The organism is Pseudomonas umsongensis (genome assembly GCF_002236105.1).
In the GTDB taxonomy this organism is placed as follows: domain Bacteria; phylum Pseudomonadota; class Gammaproteobacteria; order Pseudomonadales; family Pseudomonadaceae; genus Aquipseudomonas; species Aquipseudomonas umsongensis.
The window spans coordinates 348,995-369,143 of record NZ_NIWU01000001.1; the positions used below are offsets into that span (position 1 = coordinate 348,995).

The following is a 20,149-nucleotide window of genomic DNA, read 5'->3' on the forward strand; positions in this document are numbered from 1 at the left end:
TCGACACTCCATCCTCAGATGTTTGCAGGGCGTCTTGATGAACGGGCAATTTTGTCATCGTCAGCCAGCAACCCGGGCAGGTAGTCCTTGAGAAACTCCACCCAGGTTTTTATTTTTGCATCGACGAATTTTCGTGAAGGGTAGATGGCAAACAGGTTCAACTCTTCAAAATGGTACTGCGGCAGTACCCGAACCAGGGTGCCTGCCTTGAGGCCGGCCACGGCGGACGCGATCGGCTGGATGCCAATGCCCATGCCACGGGTGATGGCGACGGTCATGGCATCGGCGGTATTGACGTGAAACGGCGACACCGGTGTGTTGACGGCCTCCACGCCTTCGGGCCCCTCGAATACCCAGTGCTCGGCCGGCATTACCGTGTTGACGATTCTCAGGCAATCATGTGTGCCAAGCGAACCCGGCGTGTCGGGTATTCCGCGTTTTTCAAGGTACGTGGGCGATGCGCAGAGAATGCTGTAGGTGATGCCCAGCCGCTGGGCGACGAAGCCTGAGTCGGGCAGGTCGCGCGCCAGCACGATCGACATGTCATAACCTTCTTCCAGTAGATCGGGCAGCCGATTGGTCAAGGCCAGGTCAAACAGGACCGAGGGGTGTGTCTCGCGGTATTTGGCAATGGCGTCGATCACGTAGTGGTTGCCGATGGCCGACATCGCGTGAATCTTCAGGCGGCCCACGGGGGTGACCTGTGCGGTGCCTGCTTCCTCCTCCGCATCTCGCAGTTCTTCCAGAATCTTCTCGCAGCGTTCCAGATAGCGCGTGCCGGCTTCGGTCAAGGCCAGGCGCCGGGTCGTACGGTTGATCAGGCGGGTTTGCAGGCGGGCCTCGAGACTGGAGACCGCCTTGGAAACGTTGGTCGTGGTGGTGTCCAGCAAATGCGCGGCTGCGGTAAAGCTGCCGCTCTGGGCGACCGCCAGGAAAAATCGCATGCTCTGGAATACATCCATCGTTGTCGCCTCTTGGGTCAACTGGAAAAAAAGGACGGCACATGACCGTCCCCTCGAGGCCTGTCATTGTTTGCGCGGGATGAACCCCGGTACTCCGGTTTCCACCACGGAATTGAAGCGTATCCGCGTTGTGATCTCCTGGCGAATTTCCAGCATGGCCCTGTGGGGCAGGGTGGTGATATCGAAGTTTTCCTGGATATGGGCGGGTGTCGCCGAGGTGGTCAGGAACGCGACACCGCGCTGTACCGCCCAGGCCAGTGCGACCTGGGCCGGGGTTCTTTGCAAGTGCCGGGCGATGCCCAGGATCACTTCGTCCTCCAGCACGTTCGGTTCCATGCCGTGGCCCAGCGGCGCGAAGGCCAGGAGGATGATCCCGTGTTCCTTGCAGTACTCCAGCAATTCCCATTCCGGCAGGTACGGGTGGGATTCGACTTGCACCACCGCGGGTTTGATTCGCGCCACGGCGACGATTTCTTTCAGCGCCTCCAAGGTGATGTCCGACAGGCCGATGGACCTGCAACGACCTTGATCGACCAGTTGCTCAAGGGCCCGCCAGGTGTCGATCAGGGTTACACCAGAGTCGTAGAGGACATGGCCGAAGGCATCCCTGGGGTCCTGGTCGTCCCCGGCCTGGAACGCGAAGGGCGTGTGGATCAGATAGCAATCGATGTAATCCACCTGCAGCCGTCGGCAACTGGCTTCAAAGGCCGGCAACACCCGTTCGGGGCGGTGGTTGGTGTTCCACAGCTTGGTGGTGATGAACAGGTCTTCGCGCCGGGCCTTCCCCGCGTCCATGAAAGCTTGCAGGGCAACGCCGACCGATTCCTCGTTGCGATAACGCTCGGCGCAATCGAAATGACGGAACCCGGTTTCCAGCGCGTGGGTGATCGCCTGGGTGGTGACGCCGAGGTCCTTGAACAGGGTGCCGAAACCCACGGCGGGCATCTGCGCCGAACCGTGATTGAGGGCAAACCGGGTATCTCGCAGTTCATCGTGAAAGGCTTCGTAGGACATGTCTTGACTCCAATTACCGAGGCCGCAGCCTCTACTGATACGAACGTTGTGGTGCCTGGCGGCTGGCCAACCGTTGCTCGAACACGCCGACGGAGTTGCCGCCGAGGGCTACAAACAGCTGCACGGTGTCGAGGTATTGCGCGGTCTTGACGCGGATCTGGCTCAGCAGCGCCTGTTGATAGGCGCGCTCGGCTTCGAGCACCTGGAGCGTGCTGTTCTCGCCCAAGGCATAGGCTTGCCGGTTCAGACGCAAGCTGGTGTCGGCCGCTTGCAATGCATCCTCCTGGGCGCGAAATTCCTGCGCGTCGTGGTTGATTGCTTGCAGCGTATCCGCAACCTGGCCGAACGAGCTGATGACGGTCTGCTGGTAGCCAGCGAGCGTGGCGTTGTAACCCTCGACGGCGGCCTGTTGTTCCGCCTTGAGGGTGCCACCGTTGAAGATCGGCCCGGCGATTCCCGCCGCGAACCCCCAGAGTGCGGCGCCGCCATTGCCTGATGCGGCCTGGGCCAGGGAGGCGGACAACGTCACCCGCGGATAGAGATTGGCGGTCGCCACGCCGACCGCGGCGCTGGCGATGTGCAGCTCGGCCTCGGCCTGGCGCACGTCCGGACGGTCGTGGGCCATTTCCGAGGGCAGGCTGACCGGCACGTTCGACGGCAAGGCAAATTCGTCGAGGTCAAAGTCCGGCGCAATCCAGTCAGCCGGGCCCTTGCCCGTCAGGATAGACAGCGCATGGCGCGCAGCATCCCGTTGCTGGGCCAGGGGCGGCAGCAACGTACGGTCCTGGGCAAGCCGGGTCTCTGCCAGCGACACATCGACCTGGGTGGTGGTGCCGCTGGCATGGGCCGCGCGCACCAGTTCGAGGTTGCGGGTGTCGTTGTCCAGCAAGGTCTCCACGGCCTGCATCTGCGCATTGGCAGAAGCCACCAGCAACGCCTGGCTGGCGACCTCGCCGGTCAGGGTCAGGTACGCGGCTTCGTAACGATGCTTTTGCAAGTCGCTAAAGGCTTGCTGCTGTTCGACGAGCCGCTTGTTGCCACCGAAGACATCGAGGTCGAAACCCACCCGCGGCCCGATTGCATAAAAGTTGGTGACCGACGGGTCCTTGGTGTTGTGCAGCCGTTGGCGACCCGCTGCCGCAGCGAAGTCGACCTGCGGATACAGCGCGCCTCGTGCCGCAGCCACCGATTGTGATGCCTGCCGTATCGTTGCATCGGCAGCGACCAGCTCCAGATTGCCGTCGATGGCCCGGCGCACCAGTTGGTCGAGCGTGGGCGAGCCAAAGGCGGACCACCATTGCCCGGTGACCTTGTTGCCCAGGGCAATGCGCTGCGAACTCCCCTGGCCAAGACGCTGCTCGGCCTGTTGATCGTAGTGCTGCGATTGGCTCGTCGGCGGGGCCTTGAAGTCAGGGCCGACGGTACAGGCAGAGAGCAAGACCATTGCCGACACTGCCGCGATTTTCGTTGGGAACAGATGACTGGATTTCATTGCACAGACTCCACGAAAATTAATTGGCCGGTATCGGTTTGCGCAGAAAGACCACCAGCGGGCTGACCACCAGCATCGCCACCAGCAGGATCTTGAACTGGCCGATAACGGCGATGAACGCGGCCTGATGGGTGATCATGTGGTTAAGCCCTTCGAGTGCCGGCAACGACATCGACGCCGTGCCCCCATGAGCGGCAGCGCGATAGGGCGTCACGTTGGCGGCCAATGCCAGGTGCATCGCCTGGGTATTGTTGAAGAAGAAAATCTGCACGATCGCTACGCCCAGGGTGCTGCCGTAGACCCGCGAAAGATTGAACAGGCCGGTCCCCTCCGCCCGAAGTGCGGGGTCAAGGGTGCTGAACGCGACCTTGGTCAGTGCCGGCATCAGCAGGCCGATGCCGATGCCCTGGATGGCCCCGGCAACCGCCACCGGCGACCAGTCCATCAAGGGCGAATAGTCGAGCATCAGCCCGTTGGCAAAGATCACCAGGGCCACGCCTGCCGCCACGAATAGCCGGCGATCGAAACGCTCGGGCACCCAGCCCATCAGCACAAACGCACCCACCAGCCCGATGCCACGCGGGATGGTCAGGGCACCGGTGGTATCTGGGGGGTAGCCGAGAATTTCATCGAGCATCGGCGAGGTCAGCGCCATGGTCGACAGCAGCACGAAACCCACGGCGAAAAAGATCAGCGTCGACAGCACGAAATTGCGATCACGGAACAGGCGCTTGTTGAGGAAATGCGTCTTGCTGGTCAATACGTGCACCATGAGCAAGTACAACCCCAGCCCACAGGCCAGTGCTTCGATCCGGATTTCCGGCGAATCGAACCAGTCCAGGCGTTCGCCACGGTCGAGCAGCATCTGCAGGCCGATCAAGGCCAGGGTGAAACTGCCGAAGCCGAAGAAGTCGAAAGAAGGCGCTTCCTCGGGTTTTTTCTCGGCCAGCAGCAGGGCCACGACCAAAAAGATGTACGCCGACAGCGGCAGGCTGATGTAGAAGATCGGGCGCCAATCGAAGTGCTCGGCGATCCAGCCACCGATGCTCGGGCCGCTGACGATGCCCAGGAGCACGATGGCGGTCCAGGTCGCACCAAATTTCATGCGCTTCTCGGGCGCCAATGTCTCCATGGCAATCGCCATCGACAGGGGCGCCAGCACGCCACTGGCCAGGCCCTGGATGATCCGCGCAGCGATAAATTGCAGCGGCGTCGTGGCCACCGTCGCGAGCAGCAAGCCGAGGACGAAGACAGCCAGCGCGGCTTGATAGACAAGCTTCAGGCCAAGACGTCCGGCAAGCCACTGGGCAATCGGCAGGGTGATGGCGCTCGCCGCGAGGTACGCCGTGAAAATCCATCCGGCCTGGTCGTCAGTCATCGACAGGGTGCCTTGAATCAGCCGCAGCACCGCATTGGGCAGCGGCAGGTTGGCGGACTGCATGTAAGTGGCGAGCAGCACCGCCAATCGGAGCGAGTGCGCACGGCCCGGATCCGCGGATGTCTGTGCATGGGCGTTCATCAGAAGTTACCTGCGGTCAGCAGCGACTTGAGCGGGTGCCACCATGGCGTGCGATGTCCGGTATCGACCTCGACCGTGGCACTGGTGCCGGAAAACAGTGGCAGGGCAGGGTCCGCGTCATCCAGTTCGAGGCGAACCGGTACCCGCTGGACCACCTTGACCCAGTTACCGGTGGCGTTTTCCGGCGGCAGCACGGCGAAGTCCGACCCGGCGCCGGGGCTCATGCTGGTCACGTGGGCCTTGAATACGCGCCCGGGGTAAGTGTCGATGCTGATGCGCGCTTCCTGGCCTGCTCGCATGTGCGTGACCTGGGTTTCCCGGAAGTTGGCCTCGACCCAGATCTCATGGTCGCTGATCAACGCGAAGGCGGGTGCGCCGCTGTTGAGGTAGTTGCCCACCTGCAAGTCGTCGACCTTGGCAACTATGCCGTCAGCAGGCGCATAGACCGTGGCGTAGGCAAGGTACAGCTGCGCTTCATCGAGCTGCGCCTTGGCTTCACGCACCGAAGGGTGACTGTCGGCCTCGATGTTCGGGTTGCCGTCCAGGGCGACGACGGTGCTGGCGATCTGTTGTTCGATCGAGGCGATGCGTTGCCGAGCGATCTTCAGGTCGGTTTCCGCGCGCTCATAAATGGCCCGGGAAACAAAGTCGGTCGCAACCAGCGTTTTCTTGCGGGCGAATTCCTTCTGGTCAAAGTCCGCTGACTCTTTGGCCGATTGCAGTTCTGCCTGCTGTTGACGGTAGCTGGCCTTGAGCCCATCGATGCGCAGCCGCGCGACACTCAGTTGCGCTTGCGCACGATCGATTGCGATATGCAGGGGCTTGGGGTCGAGGCGAAACAGCACTTGGCCCTTGCTGACCTTCTGGTTGTCCTGGACGGCGATGTCCACGACCTGCCCGGAAATCCGTGCATTGACCGAGGCCTTGGCCACTCGGGCGTAGGCGTTATCGGTGGTAACGAAGGGTTCGCCAGCCACGTAGTACGCATAGCCAATGACAGCGAAAAGGGTAGGCAGGCCCACCATGAGCCAAGGCCGCAGCTTCTCCTTCAGGGGTTTGTTGATCGGCGATTGGGCCTCATAGGCTTGCGAAGCCGTGATGTCGATGGATTGAGTCATGATCGAATGGACCTTTAACCGGGAAGGCGGGCCTGCAGCAATCGCCTGGCACCGACGTCAATGAATGTTGTGGTAAAGCAAACCCGCAGGTGCTTGGGAGGATCGCTCCGGCACCGCTGTTTCGTCGCTGCAACACCCGGTTTGAGCTGCGCTTGAACAAACATGAATCAAGGAATTTGTGGTTCCTTATTTTTGTGCGATTGTGTAAAAATATCCCCGCATCCACCTTCCTGCAAGGATTTTATACGACATGGCACAAAATAAAGTGACAGCGGGCAAAGGCCGCGGCCGACCCCGCGCGTATGACCCGCAGACAGCGTTGCAACAAGCGCTCGGTGTGTTCTGGAGCACTGGCTATTCCGGCGCCTCCCTGGACAGCATCGCCACCGCGGCCGGGATGAATCGCCCCAGCCTCTATGCGGCCTTTGGTGACAAACATGCGCTGTACATCAAGGCGCTCGAGCAGTACTGGGAGTTTGCCGCCGCCGACATGCAGGCCGCGCTGGCCGACAACCAACTGAAGTTGTGCCAGGCGCTGATGCGTTTCTACGAGGGACAGTTGTCGATCTACTTTTCGGGCGACGGTCAGCCACGTGGCTGCTTCGCGATTGGCACGGCGACCACCGAGGCTGTCGAGGATCCGCAGATCCGAGCGGTGCTCAGTGATCGCCTGAGCAGGTTGGATGCCGATCTGGAGGCGCGCCTGCGCAGGGCCATTGCATCTGGCGAATTAAAAGACGATGTCGATGCAGGAGCCCTGGCGGTGCTCGCTTCATCGCTGCTGCACAGCATTTCGATCCGTGCGCGAGCCGGCAAGTCGCGTGAGGAATTGACGGCGCTCGCACGTAATGCGGTCGGTGTGATCTGCGGTGAGTGAAGGGCTCGACGATATACTGGCGCCACAATTGGACGTGGTTTTTTGCGGCATCAACCCAGGCGTGACTGCCGCGGCCCAGGGGCATCATTTTGCCGGTCGGGGCAATCGTTTTTGGCGCACATTGCACCTCGCCGGTTTTACGTCACATCAACTTCAGCCGGAGCAAGACCAGGACATTCTGCGCCATGGCTGTGGTTTGACCGCCGTGGTCCAGCGGCCGACGGCGCGGGCGGACCAGCTGTCGGCCCATGAATTTGTCGCGGCCGCGGCGGCTTTCGAACAAAAGATCGCCGGTATTGCGCCACGTTTCGTGGCGTTTCTCGGTAAGGCGGCGTACTGCGCCTTGTCCGATCAGCGCGACGCTGCCTGGGGACCGCAGCCGAAGACATTCGGCAATGCCGCGGTCTGGGTCCTTCCCAACCCCAGCGGGCGAAATCGTGCCTTTTCCCTTGAGCAATTGGTCGCTGAGTACAGCCAACTGTATGTTGCACTGGGCGCGCGCCTGTTTTAGCGCGAGAGTCCAGAAAAGTCTTGGGTGTGCACCAAGGACGCGCCTGACGCCATTTTTTCCGGCCCTGAATATCGCTCGCCCAGACCCGTTCCGTGGCACTGTGTGGCAGTGATCGGCTGTCCGATGGGAGGCGATCTACGCCGACGCTCGACGGCATCTTCGTTGCATTGGTTTATGTGTGCGATGGGTGATTTGACGGCGTTTTTATAAGAGGCCACTGCATGCATAAACACTTGCTGTCTCTGACAATTCACTTAGGCTGCTTGCGTCGTTTTTTTGACGTTATCCGCCGCCGTTTTATATTTCTATTTATTATTGTGACGTGCTATTGACGTACTGGCTATCTGCTTATAGGCTCCATTTAGCCTGATTCAGATTTCCTCAATCGACTCATCCCAAACCCTCAGCGCAGGGAGGCGGTTATATGCGGACGACAGTTTTCATTAAGTTGATTGTGTTATTTGCGACTCTGAATGGAGTAGCCGTTGCCACTGCCCAAGCAGCCAATTTGCCCTATGAAATTAGTCGCATAAGTAGCGCTTGCGAGGGTGCAAGGACTCAGGCAGCCGTGGCTTCGACCGAAGCTGCGACTGCGGCGTCGACGAGCCTTGGTACAGTCCATGGTGGCTCTTCGCTAGATGCCAAAAGTGCCAAAATTTCCAACGCTGATAATGGATCCAAGTCGGGAGTAAATGCTTCCGTCAATAGTTCAGCATGCGACGGTTTAATGACGGAAGTTGCCAAGCAGCCGTTCGCGATTAATTCAGTACAAGACAAGGGGCTGGCGGGTGATTCGGCGTTTCACGACACTCAGCCCAATGCAGTCCCGGTCTCTGCGGTTGTATGGTTATTCTCTTCCGCACTATTAGGTTTCATCGTTGTCGCCAATCGGCGCAAGATTTAAGTGTGAGTTTTGCGAAATAGTTTTTCTTGTGGGTGCTACAGGCCTAAAGAGGACGCTGATTGTAACGGTTGATCCTCATTAGATGAGCTAACCAGGCGGAGGATTCCAGATGCTGCGTTTAATGTTACCTGCACTGTGTGCGCTGGCGATCTTGCCCGGCGTGGCCCGTGCCGCCGAAGACAACTCCTATCTCCTGAACGCTGGAGACAAGGTTGAAGTGTCCATTTGGGGCGAGCCAGCGGAAAAAATAGAGCGCGTAGATGTGCTGCCCAATGGCTACATCACTTTGAAGCTGGCGGGGCCGGTCAAGGTCAAAGGGCTTGATACGGCTCAAGCTGAAAAGATAATCACTGAAAAACTCACGAAATATTATCCCGATCCGGTAGTCAGCGTTGTGGTAACCGAGGCCAAGGGCAATGTCGTCTATGTCCAGGGCAAGGTAATCAAGCCCGGCAAGGTGCAGATGAACGGTGAGACCGATGTGCTGCAAGCCTTGAGCGAGGCTGGCGGGTTGGACAAGTTCGCTGACAAGGACGAAATCAAGCTCTTGCGGCGCGAAGGGAAAAAACAGAAAGTACTGCTCGTCAACTACGACGATCTGATCGCCGGACGTGACATGTCCACTAACTTTGAACTTCAGGCCGGCGATACGCTGGTCGTTCCCTGACATTGCGCGATGCATTAAGGATTAACTTGCGTTCATTGCAAACAACCGGAGTGGTGATGGCAATATTGACTTTGCCATGTTCCGGCATGACCTACGCCGGCGCCTGGCAGTCGGCAGTTGCGCTGCCCATGACAGTCGAGCACGACAGCAATCCATTGCTCTTGACGAGTGACGAGAAAGCGATCACGCGAACGATCATTGCCCCCGATTACACGCTGGTGGGTAATTTTGATCGGGACCAGTGGAAGTTTGGCCTCGGTGTCAATGTGGAGCGCTCGTCCGATACCGACGTCGTGTCCAATCGAGAAGACCCGAGGCTATCGTTTGGTTGGCAGCGTGAGACCGAAAAGGGTGGCTATGGACTCACGGCGAGATACATCGAGAGTTCGACGCTTTCCACTGAAGTCCAGCAAACCGGTGTCACAGACTCGACCGATGGCACGCAAAAGCTCTCGAACATCGGCGGTAACTGGCGATCCGCGGTGACCGAGCGCAGCAGCCTGGTCGACGAAATCGACCTCACCCATGTCGAATACGACACCGCCTCGCTGACCAACTACGATGAGCTGACCAACCGTCTCAGCTGGCTTTATCAATGGAATGAGCGGGTCGAACTGTTCACCCGATTCGAAGCGACGCGTTATGAGCCCAAGGACGACACCAGCACCCTGGGCTCCTCGAACAGCTACACCCCGGTGGTCGGCGTGAACTACCAGATCTCCGAGCGGTTTACGGGATCTGTGTACGGCGGTATGAACAAGGTATCCAACAGCAACAGTGGTCCCACTGGCCAGGGTGGCGTGAGCCTGCGTTACACCGGTGAGCGTGTCGAGACCAATGCCGAAGCCAGTCGCAGCACGATCGCCAACGGGGAGAACGGCCTGGTCGAGTCCGATGAGCTTCGGGGTAACTGGAGTTATCTACTCGACGAGACCAGTCGTGTCGGTGTTGATGGCTCCTGGCAAAAAACCAAAGGGGACGCGCCCAGTACCTTTCGCACATACGGCGCGTTTGTGAGTCGCGAGCTCTCGCCTTTTTGGCTTGCACGCCTATCCTTCACCTACAAAGAGCGCGAGCGAGACGGCTTGCCAAATGCCGATGCCAACATCATAGGGATGACCTTGATCTATAGTCACCCCGACTTCTGACCTTCAGCAGCGTGGTATTTATGTCCTCTGAATACGAAATGTCGGTCAACGACTACATTGCAGTAATCAAGCACCGGGCCTGGCTGTTGATTGTGACGGGGGCCGTGATAATCGGGGCGGCTGTATTGGTGGCGACCTCCATGCCACCGATCTATCAGTCGTCCGGAACTATCCTGGTGGAATCTCAGCAGATTTCGCCGGACCTGGTGGCGGGGAACAATAATACCTTTGCTGACGAGCGCATCGAAGTCATCCGCCAGCGTGTGATGACCCGTGAGCACTTGGAGGCGATCATCAACAAGTACAATCTTTTCGAAACGGGCAGCCGGCGCCTGACCCTGACCGAAAAGATCGAAGAGATGCGCAATGCGATTTCCGTCGCCCTGGTCAGTGCGGCGGTGAAGGGGCGAGGCGAGGTAACGATTGCCTTCCGCCTTGCCTTCGAGCACAGGGAGCCAGAAGTCGCGAACGAAGTGGCCAACGAACTGGTGACGCTGTTCCTCAATGAGAACATCAAGCAGCGTACCGAGCGCGCCAGTGAAACCACGGAGTTCCTGACCCAGGAGGCGAACAAGCTGCGCACTGAACTGGAAGTGCTGGAGAACAAGCTGGCGGACTTCAAGCAAGCCCATGGCAACGCGTTGCCTGAGCATCAGGAACTGCGCATGAACATGTTGTCGCGCTCTGAACTCGAGCTCAAGGATATCGACCGTGACTACAAGGCGGCCAACGAGGATTTGCGCTTCCAGGACCTGGAACTGTCGGCGGCCCATGCCGGTCTATCGATCAAGCAGGGCACGGCAGGTGCGGCCGCTGAACCGGTAGAGGATCTGGCCAGCCTCAAGGCCGAGTACGCCCGGCTGCTGACGATCTACACCGAAGCCCACCCGGATGTTCGGACGGTCAAACGCAAGATCGCCGCCATGCAGGCCAGTCAAGGTCGCGGCGGTTCCGTCACGCCGGTCAGCCTGGACGTTGCCAGGGTCCAGGCGCGCATTGCCGCCTCGGAACAGCGCATGCGATCGCTGGCCGCGCAGAAGCAGCAGTTGTTGGACAAGATCGCGACCCTGGAAAGCCAGATTCTCGAGGCGCCGCAAGTGGAACGTGGCCTGGTCACGCTGATGCGCGACCATGAAAACGCACGCAAGAAATACGAAGAAATTCGCACCAAGGAGATGAGTGCGAAGATTACCGAAAGCCTGGAGCAGGAAAACAAAGCCGAGCGTTTTGTGCTGCTCGAAGCGCCGCTGATGCCGGAAAAACCGGTACGGCCGAACCGCAAGAAAGTCGTGGCCCTGGGCTTTGTCCTTGCGCCGGTAGGGGCGGGTGCACTGGTGATGTTGCTGGAGATGCTGAGCCAGCGGGTACGGGGTGTCGACGCGCTAACCAGTGTGCTGGGCAGGCGCGTACTGGTTGCCATTCCCTACATTCATACCCAGGCGGAACTGGCTCGTCGCAAACAGTGGCGAACGATACTGGTGCTCTGTGGCGTCTTGATGATCGTGGTCTCTCTGGTGCTCCTGCACTTCTTCTACATGCCACTGGATCTGCTGATGTTCAAGGCTCTGGCGCGGTTTGAATAAGGAATATTGCGATGGAAATTATTAAGCCACCTCTGGGTAAGGGCGAACAATCGCCTTCGTCAGGCCTGGTGCTCTCTTCATCCGGACAGCCTGCACCGCTCAATGCGCTCAGTTACGTACAAACCAAGGTTGTACCGTTGCGGGCCGAGCACCTGGAGCGCCATCGCATTGTCGCCTACAACAAGAATTCGAACATGGGCTGGGCGTTCGATCTGCTGCGTACCCAGGTCTTGAAGGCCATGGAGGAGAATGGCTGGCGCACGCTCGCCATCACCTCGCCGACGCCGGAGGCGGGCAAGTCGGTGTTGGCGATCAACCTGGCAATGAGTATCGCGCACCACACGACCAAGACGGCGCTGCTGGTGGATTTCGATCTGCGTTGTCCCAAGGTCGGTAGCTACCTGGGGCTGCCGATGGAAAAATCGCTCAATGAATTCCTGACCAACGAAGCAGAGCTGCAAGAGGTCCTGGTCAATCCGACCTTGCCGCGCTTTGTGGTCTTGCCGACGCGCGAACCGATTCCGCTCTCCACCGAGGTGCTGTCTTCGCCGGTGGTGGGCGATTTGATCGTTGATCTGCGCGAACGCTACAACTCTCGAGTTGTGATCTTCGATTTGCCGCCGGTGCTGAGTTCGGATGATGTGATAACTATCCTGCCCAAGTTCGACTGTGTCTTGCTGGTGGTTGCCAATGGCATGAATACCAAGAAAGAGATCGAGGAGAGTCTGCATCATCTGGGCAGGGCGAACCTGATTGGTACGGTGCTGAACAAGTCGGGGCCGGCGAAACGGCCTTACTAGGAATTGCCGCACGGCTCGCGGTTGTCCCCGATCAACTGTGGGAGCGAGCCTGCTCGCGAAGGTGGCCTGACGGCCGACCTATTGTTCGTTGTCTGAGTTCATATCCATTGGTGCGGTAAAGGCTGGATTTCGCTTTTACCTTAGGAGCCAGGCTTGCCGGCGAAGGCGTCCTGGCGGCCAATGGGGATTTGTGACTGAGTACATATCCATTCCTGCGGTAACGGTCACTTATGGTTTCGCCCTTACGGCGAGTCACTTGGAAGAGCCCCAAGTAACCAAGGGCTCTTGCCCCTGGCGTTCGGTGCCTCGCTAAGGCTCGGCATACCCTCGCTCCGGTCCTGCTCCGTGGGCCCGCCGCGATGGGCCATCCTTGGCCCAGCGCGGCTAAACCGGCATCCTTGCCGGTTTACCCACTGCGCAGAACCTCCACTCGGCCTCTCGAGGGGGCAAGAAAATCAAAAGCCAGATCACAATCAAAAGCGAGGCGGCCGACCGGCCGGCCTGACCGGAAGCCATACGCATACCTCCTGTAGGAGCGAGCATGCTCGCGAAAAACCTGAGAGCACTGCGGGCTACCAGGTGCCCGGCGTTATCGTTGACGACCATCGCGACGGTGCGACGATTCGACATGCTCGCTTCTACAGGGGATCGAGGTACACCCGTAACAGTCAGGTCGGCTTTAAGGCCGCCTCGCTTTTGTTTTTGATCTGGGCGCCCCGTTAACCACGATGGCCGAACGCAGGCGTTGCGCAGTGGGTAAACCGGCAGGACGCCGGTTTAGCCGCGCTGGGCCAGGGATGGCCCTTCGCGGCGACCCACGGAGCAATGCCGGAGAGAGGGCATGCCGAGCCCAAGCGAGGCACCGAGTGGTGGGGCAAAGCCTTTTGCTTCCTTTTTGGCGTTTGAAAAAGGGAGTCGCTGTAAAAGCGAAACCATAGGAGGCCGTTACCGCAGCAATGGATATGTACTCCGACAACCAATTTCACACAGGGCTTCCTGTGACGCTTCGCATCAACGTTGCGCACGGCTCAATTAACGCGTCGTCAGTGGAACGCAGAGCGTCCCTGGCGGCATTCCCACGCAGAGCGTGGGAACGATCAAAACACAGGCATCACCAAAAGCAGGTCGGCTTTAAGGCCGCCTCGCTTTGCTGTTGATCGCGAGCGCCCCGTTAACCACGATGGCCGAACGCAGGCATTGCGCAGTGGGGAAACCGGCAGGACGCCGGTTTAGCCGCGCAGGGCCAAGGATGGCCCATCGCGGCGACCCACGGAGCAATGCCGGAGAGAGGGCATGCCGAGCTCTAGCGAGGCACCGAGTGGTGGGGCAAAGCCTTTTGCTTCCTTTTTGCTGGGCCGGCACTCCGGCGTTTGAAAAAGGGAGTCGCCGTAAGGGCGAAACCATAGGCGGCCGTTACCGCAGCAATGGATATGCACTCCGACAACCAATTTCACACAGGGCTTCCTGTGACGCCCCGCATCACCGTCGCGCACGGCTCAATTAATGCGTCATCAGCGGAACGCGGAGCGTCCCTGGCGGCATTCCCACGCAGAGCGTGGGAACGATCAATCGAGGTACACCCGTCAAAGTCAGGTCGGCTTTAAGGCCGCCTCGCTTTGCTTTTGATCGCGAGCGCCCCGTTAACCACGATGGCCGAACGCAGGCATTGCGCAGTGGGTAAACCGGCAGGACGCCGGTTTAGCCGCGCTGGGCCAGGGAAGGCCCATCGCGGCGACCCACGGAGCAATGCCGGAGAGAGGGCATGCCGAGCCCAAGCGAGGCGCCGAGTGGTGGGGCAAAGCCTTTTGCTTCCTTTTTGCTGGGCCGGCACTCCGGCGTTTGAAAAAGGGAGTCGCCGTAAGGGCGAAACCATAAGTGGCCGTTACCGCAGCAATGGATATGTACTCCGACAACCAATTTCACACAGGGCTTCCTGTGACGCCCCGCATCATCGTCGCGCACGGCTCAATTAATGCGTCATCAGCGGAACGCGGAGCGCCCTGGCGGCATTCCCACGCAGAGCGTGGGAACGATCAATCAACAGGCTCAGGGCCCGAGGGGACTCTTGATTAGCTGCCCACCGCAATAGGCCTTAAATAATCAGTGCGCCCCAGCAGCCTTGTTCAAATCGCTCTCAGCCCATTCGGTATAAACACAGGCATCGGCAGTCGCCCAGCGCACACGCACCGGATCCCCCGCCTTCATGGGCATGCCCGCCGCGGAAAGCGCCTTGACGGTCATCGACGTACCGCCCGAAGTCACCACGCTGCACGTCTGGCTTTCCCCCAGGAAAAGCACTTCCACCACCTTGGCCGTCACTTCATTCCAACCGGCGGCCAACGGCTCCTGAGCGGCTTGCTCGAGACTCAAGGCCAGCGCCTTTTCCGGTCGCACCATCAACAGTACGTCCTGGTTGGTTTGCAGGCCGGCTGTCAGGCGGATCGACAGCGACTGCCCCTCAAACGTTGCCACGGCGTTGCCCTGGGCCTTGAGCTTGAGGAAGTTCGAGTTACCAAGGAACGAGGCGACAAAGGCATTCGGCGGATTCTGGTACAGGTCGTAACCGCTGCCCAGGCCGACGATCTTGCCGTGGCTGAAGATGGCGATGCGCTGGGACAGGCGCATGGCTTCTTCCTGGTCGTGGGTCACGTAGACGATGGTGATGCCCAGGCGCCGATGCAGCTGGCGCAGTTCGTCCTGCAAATCTTCACGCAGTTTCTTGTCCAGTGCGCCCAGCGGTTCATCCATCAGCAGGATGCGTGGCTCGTAGACCAGCGCCCGAGCGATGGCGACCCGTTGCTGCTGGCCGCCGGAGAGTTGCGAAGGGCGGCGATGGGCGAATTGCTCAAGCTGCACCAGCTTGAGCATCGCATCGACCCGGCGATCACGCTCGGCCGGGGCCAGTTTGCGGATGGCCAGCGGGAAGGCAATGTTGTCGCGCACCGACAGGTGCGGGAACAGCGAGTAGCGCTGGAACACCATACCGATGTCACGCTTGTGCGGCGGCACATTGACCAGTGACTGGCCGTTGACCAGGATCTCGCCGCTGCTCGGGGTTTCGAAACCGGCGAGCATCGACAGCGTCGTACTTTTACCCGAGCCGCTGGAGCCGAGGAAGGTCAGGAATTCACCGTCCTTGATGTCCAGCGAGATGTCGTCCACGGCAGCAAAGTCGCCGTAGTATTTATTCAAGTTGCGCAAGCTCACCAGGGGCTTGTCATTTTGCTGCGCGGTATCTTTGATCACTGCACTCATGTCGTACTCCTGCGCGCTCAGGCGCTGATTTCATTGCGCCGGCGCAGTGCGGCGGCGATCACCATGACCAATACCGAGAGGCCGATCAGCAGCGTCGAGGCGACGGCGATCACGGGCGTCAGGTCCTGGCGCAGGGTGGTCCACATTTTCACGGGGAGGGTTTGCAGGGTCGGGCTTGCCATCATCACGCTCAGCACCACTTCATCCCACGAGACAAGGAAGGCGAAGAGGGCGCCGGCCACCATGCCCGGGCGAATCGCCGGGAAGGTCACCTTGAATACCGCTTGCAGGCGCGAGGCGCCGCAAATCACTGCGGCATCCTCGATCGACTGGTCGAACAGCTTCAGCGAGTTGATGATCGAGATGATGGTGAACGGCAACGCGACGATGACGTGGCTGACCACGAACGCGAACATGGTTCCGGTGTAGCCCAGTTTCAGGAACAACGCGTACACCGCGACCGCAATGATCACCAGCGGCACGATCATCGGCAGGGTAAACAGGCCGTAGAGCATTTCCCGGCCCGGAAAGCGCCCGCGTACCAGGGCGAAAGCGGTCGGCAGGCCCAGGGCCACGGCAAAGAACGTGGTCAGTACCGCGACCTTGAGGCTGGCCATGGCCGCGTTCATCCAGTCGGCATTGGAGAAGAACTGGCCGTACCATTTGAGCGTCCAGCCCGGTGGTGGGAACACCAGCCACTGGGATGAGCCGAATGACAGCAGGACGATGAACACGATCGGTAGCAACAGGAACAGCCCGATCAGCCCGGTGGTGGCGTACAGGCCAAGGCGCATCCGGCGGCTCATGGCATTGGGGGTCAGGAGCATGACGGCTTACCTCGCGTTGCTGGCGCCAACCGGGGATTCCGGCTGAAGCTTCAGGTAGAAGTAGAACAGCACCAGCGTGATGACGATCAGCAACGCGGCACCGGCGCTGGCCAGGCCCCAGTTGAGGAACGACTGCACCTGCTGGATGATGAACTCGGGCAGCATCATGTTCTGCGCACCGCCCAGCAGGGCCGGGGTGACGTAGTAACCGAGCGACATCACGAACACCATCAAGCCACCGGAGAACAGCCCCGGCCGGCACAGCGGCAGGAATACCCGGAAGAAGTTGGTCCACGGACTGGCCCCGCAGATCGAACCGGCCTGCAGGATCATCGGGTCGATGGCCTGCATGGTTGCCTGCAATGGCAACACGATGAACGGGATCATGATGTAGCTCATGCCGATCACCACGCCGGTGAGGTTATGCACCATCTCCAGCGGCTGATCGATGATGCCCATGGCCATCAACGCCTTGTTGATCACCCCGGAGGCTTGCAGCAACACCAGCCAGGAATAGGTGCGGGCGAGCAGGCTGGTCCACATCGACAACAGCACGATGTTCAGGATCCAGCGACCCCAGCCACGGGGCACCAACGTGATCGCCCAGGCCAGCGGGAAACCCAATAGCAGGCTGAACAGCGTCACCAGTCCGGCCACCGAGAAGGTGTTGAGCAAGACCCGGGCATACGCCGAGTTGGCGAAAAGTTGCTCGTAGTTGCCCAGCCCCGGAGTCGGTTCCAGCACGCCGCGTAGCAGCAAGCCGATCAGTGGTGCGAGGAAGAACAGGCCGAGGAACAGCAGGGCGGGGATCAGGTTGCTCGATCCGCGCCAGCGTTGCGCCAGGGTCGGGGTTTGCGTCATCGCAGCCGCCTTGCCGGCAGCGCCGGAGGCGCTCCCGACCGGCGTGGATGGACGGGACGCGGTTACCGTCATTTTCATTTGACCAGCCATTCGTTCCACCGTGTCGCGATAGCAGGACCGTTCTTGGCCCAGTACGCGAAATCAAGAGTGATTTGATCCTTGGCGTAGGCAGTCGGCAGGTTGGGCGCCAGGGTCGAGTCCAGGCGCGCCACGCTGTCGACGTTGACCGGGGCGTAGGCGGTCAGGTTGGAGAAGTCGGCCTGGCCTTTGGCACTGCTGGCATTGGCCAGGAACTTCATCGCCGCGTCCTTGTTCTTCGAACCCTTTGGAATGACCAGGATGTCGGCCATGACCAGGTTCTGTTTCCAGCTCACGCCAACCGGCGCACCGTCTTCTTGGAGGGCATGAATGCGGCCGTTCCAGAACTGGCCCATGCTCGCTTCACCGGAGGCCAGCAGCTGTTGCGACTGAGCGCCGCCGCCCCACCAGACGATGTCTTTCTTGATGGTGTCGAGCTTCTTGAAGGCGCGGTCCAGGTCCAGCGGATAGAGCTTGTCGGCGGCGACGCCATCGGCCAGCAGCGCCAGCTCCAGCACGCCAGGACTTGGCCATTTATACAGGGCGCGTTTGCCGGGGTAGGTCTTGGTGTCGAACAGCGCGGACCAGTCCTGGGGTTTGTTGGCACCCAACTTGCCTTCGTTGTAGCCGAGGACGAAGGAGAAGAAGAACGAGCCGACGCCGTGATCGGAGACGAATCGCGGGTCGATCTTGTCGCGATCGATGACTTTGAAATCGAGGGGTTCGAGCAGGCCTTCGGAGGCCGCGCGCAAGGCGAAGTCAGCTTCGACGTCGACCACGTCCCACTGCACGTTGCCGCTTTCGACCATGGCCTTGAGCTTGCCGTAGTCGGTGGGGCCATCCTGGACCACGGTGATGCCGCTGGCCTTGCTGAACGGATCGGCCCAAGCCTGCTTCTGTGCATCCTGGGTGCTACCGCCCCAGCTGACGAAGTTGACGCTTTCAGCAGCCGTTGCCATATGACTGACCGTGGCCAACAAGCCTGCGAACAGTACTGCGGATGCACGTTTGTTCAACACCATTTTCACGCCCTCATTTGTTGTGTTTTTGAGCGGGCTTGGTAATGCCCGCCTATCGGGAGCAGTAGGTCCATCTGGCCTTGAAAGGCGACCGTGCCAAGGGCTGTTGTGAGTGCTTTCCCTCGCGGGTGCGCTTGGCTAAATCGTCCGGTCTATGGAATATCATATTATGGTATTCCAAACTTTGTGCAAGCACTTTGCCTTACCGGCTATCCGCCAAAAATGCTTTTTTCGAGCTGCGGGGCGTACCCGGTACCGCGCAAACATCGCAATCCTTGTGGGAGCGAGCCCGCTCGCGAAGAGGGCGTGTCAGTTGACACACATGTTGCCGGGTACATCGCCTTCGCGAGCAGGCTCGCTCCCACAGGGGACTACACATATCCGAGGATCACTGGGTGAACGGGATGCTTTCCACCACTTCCAGGTCATACCCGGTCAAACCTGCATATTTCAGCGGCGCCCCCAGATGCCTCAGCTTGCCCACGCCGAGGTTCTGCAGGATCTGCGCACCGGTGCCGACTTCCGAATAGATCCGCGACTGCGAACGGCTGAACTGCCGCGGCGCCTGGGTCAATTGCGGCACCCGCTCCAGCAACGCTTGCGACGATTCGTGGTTGGCCAGGACCACAACGACGCCGCGACCTTCCTCAGCCACTCGCTGCAAAGCCGCCCACAACGTCCAGTTCGAAGGGCCGCTGTATTCGGCGCCGACCAGGTCGCGCAACGGGTCGATGACGTGCACGCGCACCAGCGTCGCTTCCTCGCGGCGCAGATCACCCATGACCATTGCCATGTGGACACCGCCTTCGATGCGATCCTCAAAGGTGATCAGACGAAAGGTGCCATGCACCGTCGGCAGCTCGCGCTCGCCAATGCGCACCACCGTGTGCTCGGTACTTAAACGATAGTGGATCAGGTCGGCGATGGTGCCGATCTTGATTCCGTGTTTTCGCGCGAACACTTCCAGGTCCGGGCGGCGGGCCATGGTGCCGTCATCGTTCATCACTTCGACGATCACCGAGGCGGGGGTAAAACCGGCCAGGCGCGCCAGGTCGCAACCGGCTTCGGTATGGCCGGCGCGGGTCAATACGCCACCCTCCCGGGCACGCAGGGGGAAGATGTGGCCGGGCTGCACGATATCGGCGGCACTCGCGCCATGGGCAACGGCAGCGGCCACGGTACGCGCCCGGTCGGCGGCGGAGATGCCGGTGGTCACGCCAACAGCCGCTTCGATCGATACGGTGAATGCGGTACTGAACACGCTGCCATTGCTTGGCACCATCTGCTCGAGGCCCAAGCGCTGGCAATGCTCGTCGGTCAAGGTCAGGCAGATCAGGCCGCGCGCTTCACGGGCCATGAAGCTGATGGCTTCGGCGCTGCAGCGGTCGGCGGCCAGCAGCAGGTCGCCTTCATTTTCCCGGTCCTCGTCGTCCACCAGGAGCACCATCTTGCCTTGGCGGTAGTCTTCGATGATTTCTTCGATGCTGTTGAAGGCCATTTGGGGATTCTCGATG

Annotated in this window: 17 protein-coding genes; 7 read left to right on the forward strand and 10 right to left on the reverse strand. The window is 60.1% G+C overall.

Annotated features, from left to right (window positions below):
• Positions 1-14: 14 nt before the first annotated feature.
• The 5 genes from PSUM_RS01620 to PSUM_RS01640 all read right to left on the reverse strand — a co-directional run bounded on the left by PSUM_RS01620 (position 15) and on the right by PSUM_RS01640 (position 6,105).
• Complete coding sequence (locus PSUM_RS01620; RefSeq protein ID WP_083348845.1) at positions 15-962, reverse strand: LysR family transcriptional regulator; 948 nt, start codon at positions 960-962, stop codon at positions 15-17.
• Between the two features lie 63 nt (positions 963-1,025).
• Entirely contained in the window at positions 1,026-1,976 is a 951-nt protein-coding gene (locus PSUM_RS01625) for an aldo/keto reductase (RefSeq protein ID WP_083348846.1), read from the reverse strand.
• Positions 1,977-2,007: 31 nt separating this feature from the next.
• Positions 2,008-3,468, reverse strand: a complete 1,461-nt coding sequence (locus PSUM_RS01630) for an efflux transporter outer membrane subunit (RefSeq protein WP_083348847.1) — start codon at positions 3,466-3,468, stop codon at positions 2,008-2,010.
• Between the two features lie 19 nt (positions 3,469-3,487).
• Complete coding sequence (locus PSUM_RS01635) at positions 3,488-4,987, reverse strand: DHA2 family efflux MFS transporter permease subunit (protein WP_033043904.1); 1,500 nt, start codon at positions 4,985-4,987, stop codon at positions 3,488-3,490.
• Positions 4,987-6,105 carry an HlyD family secretion protein gene (locus tag PSUM_RS01640; RefSeq protein ID WP_083348848.1) on the reverse strand — a complete coding sequence of 373 codons (1,119 nt, stop codon included), beginning with the start codon at positions 6,103-6,105 and terminating at the stop codon, positions 4,987-4,989. The genes PSUM_RS01635 and PSUM_RS01640 overlap by 1 nt, the downstream gene beginning before the upstream one ends.
• A gap of 250 nt (positions 6,106-6,355) precedes the next feature.
• On the opposite strand from PSUM_RS01640, the gene PSUM_RS01645 reads away from it, so the two are divergent.
• The 7 genes from PSUM_RS01645 (at position 6,356) to PSUM_RS01675 (ending at position 12,595) form a co-directional block, all read left to right on the forward strand.
• Positions 6,356-6,982, forward strand: a complete 627-nt coding sequence (locus PSUM_RS01645) for a TetR/AcrR family transcriptional regulator (protein WP_083348849.1) — start codon at positions 6,356-6,358, stop codon at positions 6,980-6,982.
• On the forward strand, positions 6,975-7,493 hold the full coding sequence (gene mug / locus PSUM_RS01650) for a G/U mismatch-specific DNA glycosylase (RefSeq protein WP_083348850.1): 519 nt from the start codon (positions 6,975-6,977) through the stop codon (positions 7,491-7,493). Before PSUM_RS01645 ends, mug begins: the two co-directional genes overlap by 8 nt.
• A gap of 568 nt (positions 7,494-8,061) precedes the next feature.
• Positions 8,062-8,397, forward strand: a complete 336-nt coding sequence (locus PSUM_RS01655) for a hypothetical protein (RefSeq protein ID WP_141195465.1) — start codon at positions 8,062-8,064, stop codon at positions 8,395-8,397.
• 109 nt (positions 8,398-8,506) lie between these two features.
• A complete protein-coding gene (locus PSUM_RS01660; protein ID WP_020798150.1) occupies positions 8,507-9,064 on the forward strand; it encodes a polysaccharide biosynthesis/export family protein in 558 nt (185 codons plus the stop codon).
• A 56-nt stretch (positions 9,065-9,120) separates the two neighbouring features.
• On the forward strand, positions 9,121-10,212 hold the full coding sequence (locus PSUM_RS01665) for a hypothetical protein (protein WP_033043908.1): 1,092 nt from the start codon (positions 9,121-9,123) through the stop codon (positions 10,210-10,212).
• A gap of 20 nt (positions 10,213-10,232) precedes the next feature.
• Complete coding sequence (locus PSUM_RS01670; protein ID WP_020798148.1) at positions 10,233-11,795, forward strand: GumC family protein; 1,563 nt, start codon at positions 10,233-10,235, stop codon at positions 11,793-11,795.
• Between the two features lie 11 nt (positions 11,796-11,806).
• Positions 11,807-12,595 carry a CpsD/CapB family tyrosine-protein kinase gene (locus PSUM_RS01675; protein WP_020798147.1) on the forward strand — a complete coding sequence of 263 codons (789 nt, stop codon included), beginning with the start codon at positions 11,807-11,809 and terminating at the stop codon, positions 12,593-12,595.
• Between the two features lie 2,100 nt (positions 12,596-14,695).
• On the opposite strand, the gene PSUM_RS01700 is transcribed toward PSUM_RS01675, so the two are convergent.
• The 5 genes from PSUM_RS01700 to ribBA all read right to left on the reverse strand — a co-directional run bounded on the left by PSUM_RS01700 (position 14,696) and on the right by ribBA (position 20,133).
• Positions 14,696-15,850, reverse strand: coding sequence for an ABC transporter ATP-binding protein (locus PSUM_RS01700; RefSeq protein WP_033045523.1), 1,155 nt, complete (start codon positions 15,848-15,850; stop codon positions 14,696-14,698).
• Positions 15,851-15,867: 17 nt separating this feature from the next.
• On the reverse strand, positions 15,868-16,677 hold the full coding sequence (locus PSUM_RS01705; RefSeq protein ID WP_008059566.1) for an ABC transporter permease: 810 nt from the start codon (positions 16,675-16,677) through the stop codon (positions 15,868-15,870).
• A gap of 6 nt (positions 16,678-16,683) precedes the next feature.
• Positions 16,684-17,616, reverse strand: coding sequence for an ABC transporter permease (locus PSUM_RS01710; RefSeq protein WP_042955897.1), 933 nt, complete (start codon positions 17,614-17,616; stop codon positions 16,684-16,686).
• Positions 17,613-18,638, reverse strand: a complete 1,026-nt coding sequence (locus PSUM_RS01715; protein ID WP_020800939.1) for an ABC transporter substrate-binding protein — start codon at positions 18,636-18,638, stop codon at positions 17,613-17,615. Before PSUM_RS01715 ends, PSUM_RS01710 begins: the two co-directional genes overlap by 4 nt.
• Positions 18,639-19,023: 385 nt before the next feature.
• A complete protein-coding gene (ribBA, locus tag PSUM_RS01720) occupies positions 19,024-20,133 on the reverse strand; it encodes a bifunctional 3,4-dihydroxy-2-butanone-4-phosphate synthase/GTP cyclohydrolase II (RefSeq protein ID WP_083348855.1) in 1,110 nt (369 codons plus the stop codon).
• Between the last annotated feature and the right edge of the window lie 16 nt (positions 20,134-20,149).